11 protein-coding genes and 1 pseudogene are annotated in these 17,438 nt (G+C 45.6%); 7 read left to right on the plus strand and 5 right to left on the minus strand.

Going from position 1 to position 17,438, the window contains the following annotated elements; all coding sequences use genetic code 11:
* From NYP65_RS00005 to NYP65_RS00025, 5 genes and pseudogenes are all read right to left on the minus strand, one after another.
* Nucleotides 1-768, minus strand: a pseudogene (locus tag NYP65_RS00005) (hypothetical protein); the annotation flags it as partial.
* 326 nt (nt 769-1,094) lie between these two features.
* Entirely contained in the window at nt 1,095-2,522 is a 1,428-nt protein-coding gene (locus NYP65_RS00010; RefSeq protein WP_116285635.1) for a hydroxymethylglutaryl-CoA synthase, read from the minus strand.
* 123 nt (nt 2,523-2,645) lie between these two features.
* Complete coding sequence (locus NYP65_RS00015; protein WP_116285637.1) at nt 2,646-3,971, minus strand: hydroxymethylglutaryl-CoA reductase, degradative; 1,326 nt, start codon at nt 3,969-3,971, stop codon at nt 2,646-2,648.
* Nucleotides 3,972-4,223: 252 nt separating this feature from the next.
* Nucleotides 4,224-5,516, minus strand: a complete 1,293-nt coding sequence (locus NYP65_RS00020) for a thiolase family protein (protein ID WP_119529228.1) — start codon at nt 5,514-5,516, stop codon at nt 4,224-4,226.
* A 358-nt stretch (nt 5,517-5,874) separates the two neighbouring features.
* On the minus strand, nt 5,875-6,456 hold the full coding sequence (locus NYP65_RS00025) for a xanthine phosphoribosyltransferase (RefSeq protein ID WP_004574671.1): 582 nt from the start codon (nt 6,454-6,456) through the stop codon (nt 5,875-5,877).
* Between the two features lie 444 nt (nt 6,457-6,900).
* Between NYP65_RS00025 and NYP65_RS00030 the strand changes: the two genes are divergently transcribed.
* The 7 genes from NYP65_RS00030 to NYP65_RS00060 all read left to right on the plus strand — a co-directional run bounded on the left by NYP65_RS00030 (nt 6,901) and on the right by NYP65_RS00060 (nt 17,411).
* Complete coding sequence (locus tag NYP65_RS00030) at nt 6,901-9,927, plus strand: ATP-dependent helicase (protein WP_473410427.1); 3,027 nt, start codon at nt 6,901-6,903, stop codon at nt 9,925-9,927.
* Between the two features lie 415 nt (nt 9,928-10,342).
* Complete coding sequence (locus tag NYP65_RS00035; protein WP_102704705.1) at nt 10,343-10,777, plus strand: DUF4418 family protein; 435 nt, start codon at nt 10,343-10,345, stop codon at nt 10,775-10,777.
* 21 nt (nt 10,778-10,798) lie between these two features.
* The gene (locus NYP65_RS00040) at nt 10,799-12,010 is read left to right on the plus strand and encodes an ABC transporter permease (RefSeq protein ID WP_119529230.1); all 1,212 of its coding nucleotides are present in this window, start codon (nt 10,799-10,801) and stop codon (nt 12,008-12,010) included.
* A 1-nt stretch (nt 12,011) separates the two neighbouring features.
* Entirely contained in the window at nt 12,012-12,773 is a 762-nt protein-coding gene (locus NYP65_RS00045) for an ABC transporter ATP-binding protein (protein WP_422112723.1), read from the plus strand.
* Nucleotides 12,774-13,522: 749 nt separating this feature from the next.
* Nucleotides 13,523-14,149: a 30S ribosomal protein S4 gene (gene rpsD, locus NYP65_RS00050; RefSeq protein WP_004113375.1), complete on the plus strand. Its 627-nt coding sequence runs from the start codon at nt 13,523-13,525 to the stop codon at nt 14,147-14,149.
* A gap of 667 nt (nt 14,150-14,816) precedes the next feature.
* Nucleotides 14,817-16,634, plus strand: a complete 1,818-nt coding sequence (gene galT, locus NYP65_RS00055; RefSeq protein ID WP_101889426.1) for a galactose-1-phosphate uridylyltransferase — start codon at nt 14,817-14,819, stop codon at nt 16,632-16,634.
* Nucleotides 16,635-16,736: 102 nt separating this feature from the next.
* Nucleotides 16,737-17,411 (plus strand): histidine phosphatase family protein, encoded by a 675-nt coding sequence (locus tag NYP65_RS00060; RefSeq protein WP_101889425.1) that lies wholly within the window; start codon nt 16,737-16,739, stop codon nt 17,409-17,411.
* Nucleotides 17,412-17,438 lie beyond the last annotated feature (27 nt).

Here is a 17,438-nt window from a genome sequence, read left to right on the forward strand (position 1 = left end):
GCTACAACAATCCATGGAGCCGTAAAATTTACGACAAACACGCAAAATTTTGTTAAGATCTTCACCTTTTCGAGCAGCAGAATCGAAAGTTGCCAGCGACTCGGCGAACGACCCCTTCCAAGCACACACATAGATAACGTTGTAAATGCTGGCAACATGACTAATAGCAAGTTCTTCATCAGTCGCAATATGCCCAAATGACGATGCTGTCAAAAAATTCGTATTCTCATCTAATTTATTAAAATTGTCAGCATCTGAATCTAGATAAATTCCGTTTTGATTTTTAATAATATCTTGAATTGCAATCTTTTTAATCTGATTTCGCAACACAGGATTTTTGATTTTGCGCATATTTATCTCATGATTGCGCTTAGCTTTTTTGCTACATGCTATAAAAATTTCTATATTGTTGGCATGTGTTGTTGGTAGTGCAACAACTTCCAGTCCAAGCAATGCTGCGCCAGTTGATGCTGTGAATTTCCATTTTTTCATCTTTATTTTTTGTGAAATTCCCGTAGCAACAAATCTAACTCTGTCCTTGTAGTGCATGTTGTTCCAAATTTCAGTTCTTACATATAGACCGCGATACGGTTCAACTAAATTTCCAGATTTGAAATTAGGACGCAAATTATTGCGAGAGTTGACTTTTGAGGCCATTAGGCATGAATTATTTCGCTCCGACTCAAGTAAATTGTTCATGAGTCTGGCAGGGATATCTGTATTTCTACAAGATGTCTCTGTGTTGTATAGAACATTGTTATTTTTCATAGACTGATAATAAGTGGCAACGTTTTTCTTGTAAATAGATTTTTATCAATGTGGTTAAAGGCTATTTTTAATGATTTTGTGGTGCGTTTGCGCGACGACCTGCCGTATTTTAGATACAATCGCACTACGGTTTTGTTTGTTTGTGTAGTGTGTTTGTATGTAAAAATGCTGAAATTTGGTACAATCGCACTACGGTTTTACGTGTTTGTGTAGTGCGTTTGCGCGACGACCTGCCGTATTTTAGATACAATCGCACTACGGTTTTGTTTGTTTGTGTAGTGCGTTTGTATCAAAAAACACGGAAATTAGGTACAATCGCACTACAGCTAGATAGAACGATAGTTGCGCTCTTGAGATTTGATGGAGTCAAGCACGAATCGCGCGCCACTTCGATTCTTCTGGCTGCTTACAAAATCTTGCGGAGAATAAGGCGCTGCGCTGTTGAACATCTCCTCGTATTGCGAAACGGTTAATTGCGTGCGATTGTTTAATGTTTTTATGTGCTGATTGGAAAACAGCGCGCTTCGCCATCCTGGAACAAGTGTTGCGCTAAAGAATTCTGCTACAGCGCCTGAACCGTAAGAGAATAAGCCGATTTTTTGACCTGGGAGTAGGGGAGACAGGCGCGTCGGCGATTCGTTTGTGTGCGTTGCGGAGGACGAATCGCAAGCAACCGCAGACGAATCGCCAGCAGACTCTGATGAATCGCAAGAATTCCTAAAATAATCGTAATCAAGTAAAGAAATTAAGCCTAAATAGAGTGAGCCAGTGTAAATATTTCCGATTCGGCGACTGTATTGTGTGCTGTCTTGGTATCGCGCAAGAAGACGTTCGCGAGTATCGCTTGTAAGGGACGCGTCGTTATTTGCGCGCAACACGCCGTCATTTGTGTGTAAAACGCCATCGCATGAGTGCGGCGCGCCATCGCATGCGTGCAACACGCCAGAATTTTCCTCCAGCCCAGCTCGAAGCGCTTTAAGCCCCATTTTTGTGTACGGAAGATGGAAGCAAATCGCCTCAAAATCGTTGAAATTGCAGGCGTTTTCCGCACTGTATTTCTGCCACACATCACAGAACATACGAATGTATTGCTCGGTTGAAAACTTTCCGCGCGCCAAAGCCGTGCTTTGATATACGGGCCGCCAAAAATCCTGGATTTCCGCCGATTTTACAACGCTGTCGTTGTTGATTTGCAACACGCGCGGATTCTCGCTTACAAGCATCGCCACAGCACCAGCGCCTTGCGTCACCTCGCCAGGAGTGCCAACGCCGTAGCGCGCGATGTCTGCAGCAATCACCAAAACTTGCGCGCCAGAGTGCGCCAAAACGTAATCACGAGCCATCATAAGCGCCGCAGTTCCGCCATAACACGCCTCTTTTACTTCCACGCAACGCACCCACTCGCTAATGTTCAGCAATTTGTGAATGTAGAGCGCGCTGGATTTGCTGGCGTCGACGCCGCTTTCTGTACCAACGATCACCATTTTTAGGCGGTTGCTGTCGATGGACGGCATCAGTGGCAGAGCAGCTTGAGCGCCAAGCGTTACGATATCTTGATGATTTGGCGGCACTGCTTGCTGGCTTTGGCCGATTCCGATTGTGAATTTGTTAGGGTCAATTCCGCGCGCAATCGCAAGGTCGCGCATGCTTAGGTAGCAATTTGGGGTTGCGAAAGTTATACGGTCGATACCGACTTTTGGCGGAATTTGGGGCGTGCTGGGTGTGTTGCTCGGTATTTTTTGTGTGTTGCTCATGGTTTCCTATTTTTTTTTAAGTGCGATTTTTTTAAGTGTAATTTTAGTGGTGTAAATTTTACGGCGCGGAAGCTTCCGACTTTTCCGCGGAAAAATGGCCATTAACCGCGCGTTTTTGCGGTTTTACGTGTTCCTGCGCTTGCGCAAATCATCAAGAATTATTCTTGCAGAATTCGTGTTCAAATCGGAAGAATTTTCGTTTAGAAGCGCGTGCACAACCTTTTGAATTTCGTCCCCGCGCGCTCCAGAAGCTATAGCGATGTTTGCGGCCTGAAGGCGCATGTGGCCAGCTTGGATTCCAGGGCCTGCGAGTGCGCGAAGAGCCGCCAGGTTTTGCACGAGTCCTACGGCTGCTAGAACGTTTCGAAAATCGTTGGCGTTATTGACTTTAGCAAGGTGCAGCGCGATTTTTGACATTGGGAGTGAGGCGATTGCGCCTCCCACTGTGCCGATTTGCAGCGGGATTTCGATGCGGCCGTAAAGGATTTGGTCGTTATTTTGCAAGGTCCACGTTGAAAGAGGCATGTAGCGGCCAGATTTTGCAGCCCATTCGTGCGCGGCGGCTTGCAATGCGCGCGTGTCGTTGCCCGATGCGAGTGCTGCAGCCACTATTCCGTTTAGGATTCCTTTATTGTGTGTTGCAGCGCGCTCCGCGTCTACGGCGGCCAGGGAGCTTAAGGCGGCGATGCGGCGCGCAAGGCGCATGCCGTCGGCATCTCCAGCTGCGGCAGTTTTTGCGCTAGGCACAAGCGCTTCTACGGGTATGCGCACTTCGGCGACTGTTGCCGCGCGGCTGGAGTTGGCAAGAATTGCCACCAGCGCCTTGCGCCCAACCCAGCTCTCCAGCTGGGTTTTAACAGCTTCGCCAATGGTGTTTGCAATGTTTGCCCCCATTGCGTCGCACGCGTTTATGTCTAGTGTTAGCTTGGCGAAGCCTGTTAACGCCGCCGCCTGCGCGCGTTCTAATCCGCCGCCGCGTTGGTATATTGATGGGTGTGCGGAGCGCGCAACCTCACTAATCGCCGCGCGTTTTGACTCGTCGCGCATTATGTTATCTAGTTTTTTGGCCACTCTTCCGTCCGCATCTTCAAAAACGATTTGCGCGCGCGTAACGTAATGCTCGCTGAGTGCAACAACGCCGTTTTCTAGGCTTTTTGACGCGATTTTTGCTCCGTTGCATGCGGCAGCGATTACGGACGGCTCTTCTGTAGCCATAAGCACGTTTCGCATAACTCCGTTTACTTTTAGGCCGCGCACAACGCCTACTGGCAGGCTGAATCGCCCGATTTGATTTTCGACCATGCTGTTTGCAACGCTTGCAGGAATGTTTGTTTCGCTGCTTTGCGCGAGTTGTTCGAGCAGAAGTTGCGCAAAATCGCCGCTAAGCGCGCACTCTGATTTCAGCGTTTTTATGCGCTGTTCTACGCTTAATTCTCGAAAAGCTGCCATGTTTCTCCATTTTTTGCGCTATTTTCACGATTTTCATTTTTACGTTTTTCACTTTTGCAATGTCTCTTTGATGCGATTGACGCGATTAAAGTCGCAGCAACCGCGAATCGTAAGCAGCCGCCATATTCGTCGCCAGCAACCGCGCGTGTCTCAACACTCCGTATGCATTCTGCCACAATTCGTGCGTGTCGCGACACTCCGTAAGTTGTGTCATTTGTATACGCACACTCCGCACTTATCGCATTGCTACGTCTACTTTCGCATCCTAACTTGCATGCTCACTCCAATTCCGCCTCCCACGCACAGCGCTGCAACGCCGTTTTGCATGTGATTGTCTTTAAGCGCGTAAAGAAGTGTTGTTAAAATCCTGGCTCCGCTAGCGCCAAGCGGGTGACCGAGCGCAATCGCGCCGCCTCTTACATTCAGCTTGTTTTCGCTTATGTTCAGCTGCTGACACACGGCTATGCTTTGCGCAGCAAACGCTTCGTTAATCTCAAAAAGGTCAATGTTTTCAACGGTGTAGCCCGTGTTTTTTAGCATGCGCTCCATAACGTGTTTTGGCGCGTATCCCATAAGATCTGGGCTGATTCCGCCCTCGGCAAATCCCACGATTTCTGCCAAATAGTCGATTCCGTGCGCGATTGCGTAGTCTTTGCTCATTAAGACGAGTGCTGCTGCGCCGTCGTTGATACCGCTCGCGTTTCCAGCGGTTACGGTAGGCGAGTGTTTTGTGCCAGAATCTGCCTCGCTCATTCCACCAGTTTCGCGACTGCCAGAATCCGCCTCACTCAAGCCACAGTTCGCTCCACGCATTCCATCAGCTTCGCGCGTTCCAAAATCCGCCTCAAACAACGTTTTAAGCTTAGCCAATTTCTCCATAGAAGTGTTGGCTCGCGGATGCTCGTCTCGGCTAATCAAAGTTCCATCCGCAAGCTGCACGGGAGCAATCTCCGCGTCAAAATCGCCGTTATTTTGCGCAAAAACGGCTTTCTGGTGCGATTTTAGTGCAAAAGCGTCTTGCTGCTCGCGCGTTATGTCAAACTTTGCAGCCACGTTTTCTGCAGTAACGCCCATTTCTTTGCCAGTAAAAGCATCACAAAGACCGTCTTTTTTTAGTCCATCAACCAGCGCGCTGTTGCCGTAGCGAATGCCACCAAATCGCACGTTTTGCGCGTAAAACGGCACGTTGCTCATGCTTTCCGTGCCGCCAGCAACTACGACTTGTGCGTCTCCCATGCAAATCGCCGACTGCGCAAGGCGAATGGCTTTAAGACCAGACCCACAAACCTCGTTGATTGTCATTGCGCAACTTGACTCGTCAAGCCCCGATCTAAGGGCGATTTGGCGCGCAACGTTTTGACCGCTGCCTGCTTGAAGTACGTTGCCAAAAATCGCTTGATCTACGGATTTTGGGCTGATTCCTGCGCGTTCGATTGCGGCTTTTGCTGCGATTGTTCCTAACTCAACAGATGTGAGCGACTTCAACGCGCCTCCGAATTTGCCTATCGGTGTGCGCGCTGCGCTTACAATCACAACATCACTCATACGTTTAGCCGCCAATCAGTTGAAAACTAGCCGATTAAAGCTATCTTGATCAAGCTATCTTATTGAAAATTATTAAAAATTGCATGTTGAAAACTAGCACATTTAGAGTAATAGGTTTCAAACACCAACCGAACTACTTTATCGTATTTTTACGCAAAATTGCGATTTGTGAAGAATTATGTTTAATTTTTTCACAATTTGCGCACAATCACATTTTTCGCATTTTCCGCTTTTTGTACGTGTTTTGGGTTGATTTTGGTACAAAGTGCGTCAATTTTTTCCGCTTTTTGTACGTGTTTTGGCCTGAATTTGGTACAAAATGCGGAAGTATCGTGTGGTATAAAATGCGAAAGTATCGCTATTTGCGGAATGTGATTGAGCCATCGCTAGGATCCATCGACTCCACAATCGCCAGCGAATCCAAGTCATATCCAGCTTCGCGCAACGCGTCTCCGCCGCCTTGGAAGCCTTTTTCAATCGCAATGCCAATGCCAGCAACCGTGGCCCCAGCGTGATTGCAAATGTCAATCAACCCTTGCAAAGCCTTGCCATTAGCCAAAAAATCGTCCAAAATCAAAACGCGGTCGTCTGCGCTCAAATATTTTCTAGACACAATTACAGGGAACTCGCGCTGCTTTGTAAACGAGAATACGGTAGACACGTATTGATCGCCATCCAGGTTTATTGATTGCGCTTTCTTTGCAAAAACCACTGGAATGTTTCCAAAATGACGCGCAGCAACGCACGCGATTCCGATTCCCGAAGACTCGATTGTTAGGATTTTGTTGATTTGCGTGTTCTGAAAATGCTGTGCCCAAGCGGCTCCCATTGCGTCAAAAAGCGCGCAATCGCACTGGTGGTTAAGGAATGCGTCGACTTTCAAAACATTTCCTGGCTTAACAATGCCTTCTTTTTGGATGCGTTCTTCAAGTTCTTGCACGATTATTCCTTTCAAATTGCGCGTATTTTGCGTGTGCAGCGGTATCTGTATAGCTTACCCCCCGCTTTGACCGCGCTCCGACCTGCCTGAGCGCTCAAAGCGTAGCGCGCGAAGGCAATTCGGAGCGCTGAGCTTGCTTAAGGTTGAAAGCACGGTGTGCTTTCAACGCAAGCGAAGACGTGAGCGCGCTGTAACGCGCGAACGACAGTACCTGCCTTGTAGTGCGTTTGTATAACGACACGCCGTAAATTAGGTACAATCGCACTACAGTTTTACATGTTTATGTAGTGCGTTTGTACCAAAAAACACCGAAATTAGGTACAATCGCACTACAGATTTGCGTAATGCGTACAGTGCAAAACGCACGATTTGTGTTTGGCTGCCGTCCGTTAAAATTGGTTAGAGTTTAATTTTTGCGATTTGGAACACGGGGGAGAGTGGCTTTTGAGCAAGTACGGTTACGATTTTGATTTGTTTGGCAATCCAGAAGCTGCCAGCGAGCAGAGCGATGCTACTATTAATGAAGTTTTCGACGAGCAGAGTGATGCTCCCATTGGCGATGCCTTCACTGGTGATGCTCTTATTAGCGATGCCCCTATTATCGATGCTCCTATTAATGAAGATATGACGAGCGAAGTTTCTGCTTCTACGGTTGCTGGTGATTTTTCCGCACAATATTCAAATTCCGCACAATCTTCCCAAATAGTTCAATCTTCTGCAGCTGAACAATACGCTCAAACATCCGCACAATCTTCCAACCTTCCCGAAATCAACCCACAATCGCTTTTAGAAGGCTTAAATCCCCAGCAATCCAAGGCAGTCCAATACACTGGTCCCGCACTTTTAATCGGAGCTGGCGCAGGCAGCGGTAAAACGCGTGTTCTTACGCGCCGAATCGCGTGGATTTTGGCTAATCGCAAAGCGTGGCCGAGCCAGATTCTTGCAATCACGTTTACAAACAAGGCAGCTGCGGAGATGCGCGAGCGCCTGGCAAGCTTAATCGGCAATAGCGCAAATAGCATGTGGGTCTCTACTTTCCACTCTGCTTGTGTTAAGATTCTTCGCACTCATGGCGATTCAATCGGCTTAAAATCGGGCTTTTCTATCTACGATTCTTCCGATTGCGAGCGTCTTGTTAAAATAATCGCATCCGAATTGAACATCGATATTAAAAAGTTTACGCCGAAACTTTTATTGTCTAAGATATCTGATTTCAAAAATAATTTGGTTACATGGCAGGAAAATCTTAAAAATTACGCACCAGATTATAAGCCAGGCGCGTCTGTATCTGGCGCATCTAGCTTTAATGCTGCTGGCAATGCTGATGCGCTTTACGCTGCCGTTTACGCGGAGTACCAAAATAGGCTTAGTGTGTCGAATTCTGTTGATTTTGACGATTTGATTATGCTAACGGTTAAGCTTTTGCGCCAAAATCCGCAAGTTAGCGCGTATTACAAGCGAAAGTTCCGCTACATTTTGGTTGACGAGTATCAAGATACTAATCACGCGCAATACGTTTTGATTCGCCAGCTTGCAGGCGTGGGTGATGCAGGTGTGGGTGATGCAGGTGTGGGTGATAATTCCTCAGTTCCACAAGTTTCCGCATCTTCACCAGTTTCCGCATCTTCACCAGATTCTCCCCAGCTTTCGCAATCTTCAATCACGGTTGTTGGCGATTCCGACCAGTCGATTTACGCTTTCCGCGGTGCAGATATTCGCAATATTCAAGACTTTGAGCAGGATTTTCCAAACGCTACAACAATTATGTTGGAGCAGAATTATCGCTCTACGCAAACAATTTTGGACGCTGCAAATGCTGTGATTTCTAACAACACTAATCGCAAGCCTAAAAAGTTGTGGACATCTTTAGGCAAGGGATCTCCAATCGTCGGTTACGTGGCCGATAATGCGCAAGGTGAGGCTTCTTGGGTTGCTCAAGAAATCGCGCGTTTGGCAAGCGAAGATGGCGTAAACTACTCAGATATTGCGATTATGTATCGCGCAAATTCGCAATCGCGTAGCTTAGAAGATGCGCTTATTAAGTCGGGCTTGCCTTATCAACTTGTTGGCGGAACTAAGTTCTATGAGCGTCGCGAAGTCAAAGATGCGCTTGCTTACTTGCAATCGATTGCAAACCCTGATGATGATGTTAATATGCGCCGAATTTTGAACGTTCCAAAGCGTGGTCTTGGTGCGCGCGCTGAGTCGCAGATTACGTCTTATGCAAAAGAAAATTCTATAAGTTTTTGGTCTGCTCTTAGTCAAATAGATAAGATTGCGGAGCAAATTGGTATTTCATCTAGGACTTTTAACGCGCTTAAGAGTTTTAGGGATCTTATGACTTCGCTTATTGACTTTATGAAAGCTAACGATTCCAAGCCTTCTAAGGTTGTAGAGAACGTGCTTAACGAAAGCGGATTGTTGCAGGATTTGCGAGAGTCTAAGGACCCTCAAGACGAATTTAGAGTAGATAACTTGTCTCAATTGCAATCGGTTGCAGCCGAGTATGAGCAGAATACGCCTGATGCTAATGTTGCTGGTTTTTTGGAGACTACGGCTTTGGTTGCTGATTCGGATCAGCTTCCAGACCAGGGCGAAGATACTGGAAAAGTTACGCTTATGACGCTTCACACAGCTAAGGGCTTGGAGTATCCTGTTGTGTTTTTGACTGGAATGGAGCAGGGCACTTTTCCTCATTCGCGCTGTGTTGACAATCAAAAGGAGCTTTGCGAGGAGCGTCGTCTTGCATACGTTGGCATAACTCGTGCTAAGAAGATTTTGTACGTTACTTGGGCAGCTGAGCGATCTCAATGGGGCAAATCTGCGGAGATGATTCAAAGCCAGTTTTTGGACGAGATTCCTGCGGATTTGATTTGCTGGAAACGCACAGAAGCGGCCGTTATGCGAGCTGGACTAAGGGGAGCAGGCAGAGATTTTGACCGCGATTTTGCTGGCGATTTCTCCGACGATTTTGGAAGCGACGGCGGTTGGAGCGACGATTCGTACACAACTTACGGAGTCTCGAGTTATAGCGGATCTCGCTACAGCAAATCGCATTATGGCAGCTCATATGGTTCTTCAAAGTCTTATGGCAAGTCGTGTGGTTCAAAGTCGTATGGTTCTAGTTCGTATGGCAGCTCATACGGCAAGTCGTATGGCTCAAAATCTGGCAAAGTCACCACGCGAATCGCAAGAAAATCAAGCGCATCGTACCAAAGTCAATCGTCCACCTCAAATTTGCAATCGTCAGCATCGTCATTATCTTACAAAAAGCAAAGTTTGCAAGAAAAAGACAATCATCTAAACATCAACGATTTTCATGAAGGCGATAAAATTTCGCACGACACATACGGCCTTGGAACTGTTCTTAAAACACAAGACAAGGGCAGAAACTCAATTATTACAGTTGACTTTGGTTCGGATGGCGTAAAGCGACTTATGCTAAGAGTTGCTCCGATTGAGAAATTGTAAAATTTTTCGTTTTATAAATTTTACACTTAAAATAATGCGATCTTATTGAAGATTACTTTAAATTGTTAATTGTAATATTGTTATAACTAGTGCGTGATTATATACACTAAAACAAAATATTCAAGACTTGTTTTCTATTAAGCTATAAGAAAAAATATAAGAGTAAGAGAAATATAAGCGCAAGAAAAATATAAGAGTAAGAAGAATAAAAGTAAAAAAGAATAAAAGTAAAAACTGCAAATGTTCAAGATTTTAGACTCAAGGGGAAGTCGATTAAGTTCTGAATATTTGCGATTGTAGTTATAAACGAGATTTAAAAGGCGTGGCGCTTGCAAATGTGAGTGCCGTAAAGCGTGTTGCGTTAAACAAAAAGCAACACTAAAAAATAATAACTAGATTTAATGAGGTATTTATTATGAAGAACAAATTATTCACATCGCTTCACGCAATTGTGTTTGGAATTCTTATTGCTATAGCGCCATTAACATTTGCAAAACCATGCTCAACTGGTGGCATGGGCAAAATGTCTAAAATGGCTAAAATGCCTATGATGATGCAACCTATGACATGCTACTACACAAGCCGCGTGGCTATTGGAATTGGCGTTGTTATAGCGATTCTAGGCATTATTGCGCTATTTGTTAAAGAACACGTTCGCGCTGGCTTAAATATTGCTGTAATTGCTAACTCTCTGTTTATGATTGCTACTACAACATTCCTTATTGGTGTTTGCAAAAGCCCAATGATGCATTGCGCATCTGTTATGCGTCCAACGTTGATTGTGTTATCTGTACTAGCGTTGGTGTTTGCATCCGTTAGCGTGTATCTCGATACTAAGTCTGCTTGCTAGTGTGTATCTAAGTAATTTACTATGCACACTATTACATTAAAGCGATTGCCGCTAGAAAACCTAAAGCAAAAGCCGCTAAGAACCGCCGCGTTAATCGTGGTTTCCGCGTGCCTAGCTGCAGTGTTTTTTGGCGGCTCGCTAATCTCCCTAAATCTTTCAAACGGCCTAAATAGCATGCGCGCTCGCCTTGGCGCGGATATTATGGTGATTCCGCAAAACACATACAATCGCGCGGAAGCGTTGCTAACTAATGGCGGATCGAGCACGTTTTACTTTACGAACAATATTGAAGATTTTGTGCGAAAATCAAAAGGCGTTGAAAAAGCAAGCATGCAAACTTACATATCTTCTCTATCTGCTGGATGCTGCGCGGAAAAGTTGCAAATCATAGGTTTTGACCCTACGAGTGACTTTGTAATCGCGCCATGGATTTATTCACAACACAAAAACGAGCTTAAAAAAGGTCAGATGATTGCAGGCGCAAATGTGCTTGTTTCTTACCAAAACACGGTTCGCTTGTATGGGCACGAATGGCCGATTGTTGCGCAACTTGCTAAAACGGGCACTAGCCTAGATAACTCAGTGTTTGTAAACAGAGACACGATTCCAGCGGTTGTTAAGTATTCTTCTAAAGTTGGGCACACTGCGATTCCTGCAAAATACGCGCGCAAGGCCGTTAGTGCTGTTCTTGTAAAAGTTCGCAAGGGTTTTAGCGCTAAGAGTGTTGCGGAAAATATTCGTAAAACTAGCGGAATTAAAAGTCTTGGAATGGTTTTTCCAGGCGGAATTACAGAGCAGACTAAAAAGAGTTTAGAGGTGCTAAACAAGGCGATTTTCCTTGGCGTTTTTGCGTTTTGGGCTGTGGGCGTGTTAATTCTTGTGTGCGTTTTTGCGGCATCTACATCGGAGCGCAAGAGGGAATTTTCTTCATTGAGGATTTTGGGCGCAAATAAGCGCATGCTTTTTGTCATGATTTCGCGCGAATCGGCTGTGATTGGCGTTGCAGGTGGCGTGATTGGCGTTGCGTTTGCTTCGCTTATTTTGTTCCCATACAATATTGCGATTTCTAGCCAGTTACAATTGCCGTACTTGGAATCGAATGTTTGGCTTGTGTGCGCGCTTGCTGCGATTTCTGTAGCGTTTTCGCTTGCTAGTGTTTTGGTAACTTCTGCGATTATTGTTGGGCGAATCGCAAGCAGGGAAGCGTATTTGACTTTAAGAGATGGCGAGTAAGATGGCGAATAAAGTGGTTAGTAACGATTTAGGCGATTTAGTCGTAAATCTTAAAAACGTTACTCGCGAATTTAAGCGCAAAAATCGCAAGTTTATTGCTGTAGACAATGTTGATTTTTCGCTTAAAGCTGGCGACTTTGCGGCGATTGTGGGCAAGTCTGGAAATGGAAAGTCAACTCTATTAAACATGATTGCAGGGCTTTTAAAGCCTACGCGCGGAAGTGTTACGATTTTTGGATGCAATATTTCGATGTCTTCTATAAGCGACGAGCAAATTTCTGCGATTCGCGCAAAAAACATTGGTTTTGTTACGCAATCGCAGACGCTGCTTGCTAATTTGAATGTGATAAATAACGTTATTTTGCCTGTTATGATTGCGCGTGCTTCTTCTAAGCGAGTAGGCGATTTTACGCAAAAACTTGAGACAGAAGATTGTGCGAATTTAAATTCCTTCGCTATGGATTTGCTTAAGCAACTTAACGTGGACGATCTTGCGCATTGCTATCCGCGCGAGCTTTCTGGCGGAGAAATGCGTCGCGTTATGATTGCGCGCGCTTTGATTAATAAGCCGCGTTTGTTGATTTTGGACGAGCCTACTGGCGATTTGGATTCGCAAAACACGCAAACTGTTGTGTCTTTGCTGCGCGATTGTGCGGCTTCTGGAGCGGCTGTTTTAGTTGTGACTCACGATGAATCGGTTGCTGCAAGCGCTGACTGTGTTTACGCAATGGACTCTGGCGTTCTTCGCGCGCGCTTTGACTGAGCGCTTAAAGCATAACGCGAGAGCGATTTTCCGCACTTTGTACCATATTTAATCTAAATCACGTACAAAAAGCGTCAACCATTTCCGCACTTTGTACCATATTTGACTTAAATCACGTACAAAAAGCGTCAACCATTTCCGCACTTTGTACCATATTTGACTTAAATCACGTACAAAAAGCGTCAACCATTTCCGCACTTTGTACCATATTTGGCCTAAATCACGTACAAAAAGCGTCAACCGTTTCCGTACTTTGTAGCTTAAAGCATTCGCGCGGATTAGCCGCGCTATTCCTCGCGGCTATTAGTAGCCGCTCGGCTGATTTGGCATGTAAAGTCCACTGGACTTTACATTTGAGCCAAATCACGCTTTGAAGGAGCTTGAAACGCGCTATGCAATTTCAAGCTCAGTCAGAGCGCTTTGCAGCGCAGAAGCAATGCTTCTGCTTTAAGCGGCTCAGCGCTCCGAATTGCCTTTGTGCGCTACGCTCAAGCACAAAGGCAGGTCGTCGCGTATATTCTACGGCGCGGAGTAGTATAGGGAACGATGCCTATTTTTCGTAGGCATTATCTGGAGCCTTAGCCCATCAGTGGGTCGGCGCGCAAGAATTATGGCGTTATTTAAGCGTTTTAATGCTTTCGCGTTCGTGTGTTTACACGAAGAAGCACTGGAGAGGCCGGCTCAGCGTGAATAATCGTAAAAGTTTGGTTCACGTTCCGTTCAGATAACGACAGAATAAAGGATTAGTAATGACTAATATTCAGCGTTCTCGCCGTCAGGTGCGTCTTTCTCGCGCCCTCGGCATCGCTTTGACCCCAAAGGCTCAGCGTATTTTCGAGAAGCGTCCATATGCTCCAGGTGAGCACGGCCGCACTCGTCGTCGTACCGAGTCCGATTACGCAGTACGTCTTCGCGAGAAGCAGCGTCTTCGCGCTCAGTACGGTCTTTCCGAGAAGCAGCTTCGTGCAGCTTACGAAAAGGGTACGCACACTGCAGGTCAGACTGGTGACGCAATGCTCACTGATTTGGAAACCCGTCTTGATGCTTTGGTTTTGCGCGCAGGTTTTGCTCGTACAACCGCTCAAGCTCGCCAGTTTGTTGTGCATCGTCACATCTTGGTAGATGGCAATCTTGTTGATCGCCCATCTTACCGTGTTAAGCCAGGCCAGACCATTCAGGTTCGCGCTAAGAGCCAGACAATGGTGCCATTCCAGATGGCTGCTGAAGGCGTTCATCGTGACGTTTTGCCAGCAGTTCCTGGTTACCTCGATGTGAATCTTGCCTCTTTGAAGGCTACTTTGACTCGTAAGCCGGAAGTCGATCAGATTCCAGTTGAAGTCAACATCCAGTACGTCGTCGAGTACTACGCTCGCTAAATTCTGGATTTCATTCTTAAGGACATACCGCTTGACCCCTGCTGTGCATTGCATAGTGGGGGTCAATGCGTTTTATTTGCTATTCTTCCCGTGTTTTGTATTTTGATTGGTGTGTTGGACTACAAAGTGCGGAAGTTTTTCCGCGTTTTGTTGTTCAACACGCTGTTTAGAGCTACAAAGTGCGGAAAATACTGCACGAATCGTAGTGCATTTGTATAAAATCAGTATGAACTACGTAAAAGCTGGTTGTGTGTTGGTGCGCATTAACTTTTGTTAGGGAAAGGTCGCAAGTAACCGAACATTATGCAACAAAACGCTTTAATAATAAAACAAAATCACATATAATAATTACATTAATGCCCGTTATATTACAAAATATAACATTGTGCGAGTGTTGAATCAGAAAATATATAATAGGTAACTAAGCGTCTAAAGCGTGTTGTTAAGATACAAAAGAATATATAAAAGAATAAAAGAAGATACAAAATACAAGTAAAACAGAATACGCAATAAAAGAAGACTAGAGAGTAGAAGAGACGATGGAGTCAAAGATGTCTCAACAAAATACCAAAGCGAATGCGCTAAAAGCACAACAACTTGCCGCATGCGCAATCAACAAACACGCAAAAGACGCGCTAAACAATAACACTTTTGAAGGGGTGGTCTTGTGGTAGAGCCTAAAAAGATTGACGGGTTGCATAATATTCCAACTACGGCTGGATTTGCAGGCCCAGGCGGCGGCTTTGAAGGTGGTGCTGCTGCAGGATTCGAGATTGATGATGCTTCTGTGCATAAGAAGGCAGATGAACGAGAAGTCGAAAAAAGTCTAGAAGACACAGATGCTTTTGATGCAATAGACGTTAACGCGATTCGTGCTAGAAACAAAGCTAGCGGCGCAAACGAAACGGTTATGAGCAAGATTACAAGCACGGGTGTTGGGGATTCTTCGCTTAGTAGCCTTGTAGCTCAAGCCGAAGGAGAAGCTGCTGCCGATGTGCGCGATTCGTTGTATGTAACTCAGCAAATGCCTGCAGTACCTGCGGTTTTAAGTGGTATTACGCCGCAAGAGCCGCCGCACGCAACGCAATCTCCGATTCGCGATTTTGGCGGCGAGTATCCGTATAAGTTGTATCGCCCTGGAACTTACGCGCGCGAGCATATGCGCATTACAGCAACAAAACTTTCCGACGGGCGAGACTTTTTCTACATAGATGACAATCCAGAATACGTTAGCGGCCACAAAACAAGGGAACTGATTGACCCTAGAAAGTTGGCGTATCGTTTTACTTCGCATGTTGATAGCGAAGGCAACGAAGTTCCTAGCGAAGTTCCGCAAATGCGCCAAGATCCGCTTACAGGAGACTGGATTCCTATGTCTAGGTTGTGGGCAAAGCGGCCAGCTGCGATTCTTGGTGAGGATTCAAATAATCATGATTCTGCGGATTCTGCAGAAGGTTCTGCGCCATCAAGAATCGACCCATTTGCTGGCAGAAAAGCGCAATGCGAGTATCAAGATGGCGAAATTCCAGACGAAGACTATGACGTTGTTGTTTTTGAAAACCGCTATCCAGCTATGGCTCAGGTTGCAGGCGTGCCAAATACAACAACATACGTTGACGGAAATCCATTGTGGAAGCAGGCTCCTGCAGCTGGTCGATGCGAAGTGATTTGCTTTAGTTCAAACGAGAATATGCTTCCAGCTAATCTTTCTGTTTTGCGCATGCGCACGATTGTTGAAGCGTGGGCGTTTAGAACCGCAGAAATTAGCCAAATCGAAGGAATTGAGCAAATTTATCCGTTTGAAAATCACGGCAGTCAAATCGGCGTAACTTTGCATCATCCTCATGGTCAGATTTACGCGTATCCGTTTATTGCTCCTAGGTTAGAGCAGGAGTTGCGCCACACTGAGGCTTATTTTGAGCGCACTGGCAGCAATCTTCTTAAGGATTTGATGAATTCAGAGATTGAAGCTAAAAAGCGTGTGATTATGCATAATCACAGTTGGGTTGCGTATGTTCCAGCTGCTGCTCGATGGCCGCTAGAGGTGCATGTTGCTCCTGTTAGAGACGTTCTTACTTTGGATCAGCTTGACGACCAAGAGCGTTGGGATTTGGCGCAAATCTACATAACACTTCTTAAGCGTGCTAATAAGTTCTTTGGATTATCGTCTTCAAACGCGGGCGATTCGAGCGCTAAATCGTTTGCAAGTTCGGCTGCTTTCGACTTATCTTCTGGCGCGAGTGATGCAAATTCCAGCGATTTCGTTGATTTGCCTTACGTTGCAGCGTGGCATCAAGCCCCTGTGCATGATTCTCGCCGCTCGCATTATCGCCTTAATTTGCAATTCTTCTCGTTTATGCGAGATGCTAATAAAATCAAGTATTTGGCTGGGTCGGAAGCAGGGATGGCATCTTGGATTTCCGATACTACTCCAGAGTTGATTGCAAGCAGATTCCAAGAATTAGGAGATGTTGACTTGGATTAGTCTGACTTGATTAGTTGTGATTAGTCTTGTCTTAATTTGTTTAGTCAGTCTTGATTGCTCTGATTTTTACACGTTTTACTCAAAAAGTGAGATGATTAAGTTATGTTGTTGCATCTTTATTTAGTTCGTCATGGCCAAACCATGTTTAATTGCTACAATCGCTTGCAAGGATGGAGCAATTCTCCACTAACTCAAAAAGGGCTCAAAGACGCCGATTTAGCAGCTCAAAAGCTTAAGAACGTTGTTTTTGCTGCCGCATATTGCTCCGATACAACTCGTGCGCAAATCACAGCTGAGCGTATTTTAAGCGAAAACGAAAAGCATACGCATATTCGTCCGCATCTTGTAAGCGATATGCATTTTCGTGAGCAATGCTACGGCTATTTTGAAGGCCAAGATATGAATATGGCTTGGTGGGCTGCAGGCGCGCCTCACGGAGCAAAAACGTATAACGAAATCGTTGAAAAATTTGGTCTTGCTGCAACTCGAGACATGCTTAAAGAGGCCGACCCATTCCACGATGCGGAGTCAGATATTGAGTATTGGAAGCGCGTTGAAGGCGGTTTCAAAATAATCGCTAGCAATCCAGCGTTAAAAGACGGAGACAACGTTTTGCAAATCTCCCACGGAAACACGCTTTTAAGCCTTATGCATCGTTTTGCGCCTGCTGGTTACGATTTAAGCGAGCGCCCGCAAAATGGAAGTGTAACTCGCCTTGATTTCAACACAGCAGAGACGATTGATCAAGCTATAACAATTAAGGGATATAACGAGTAAATGTGATTAGTTTGCGCAAAAAATGTT

This window comes from Gardnerella sp. c12Ub_1 (assembly GCF_055804375.1).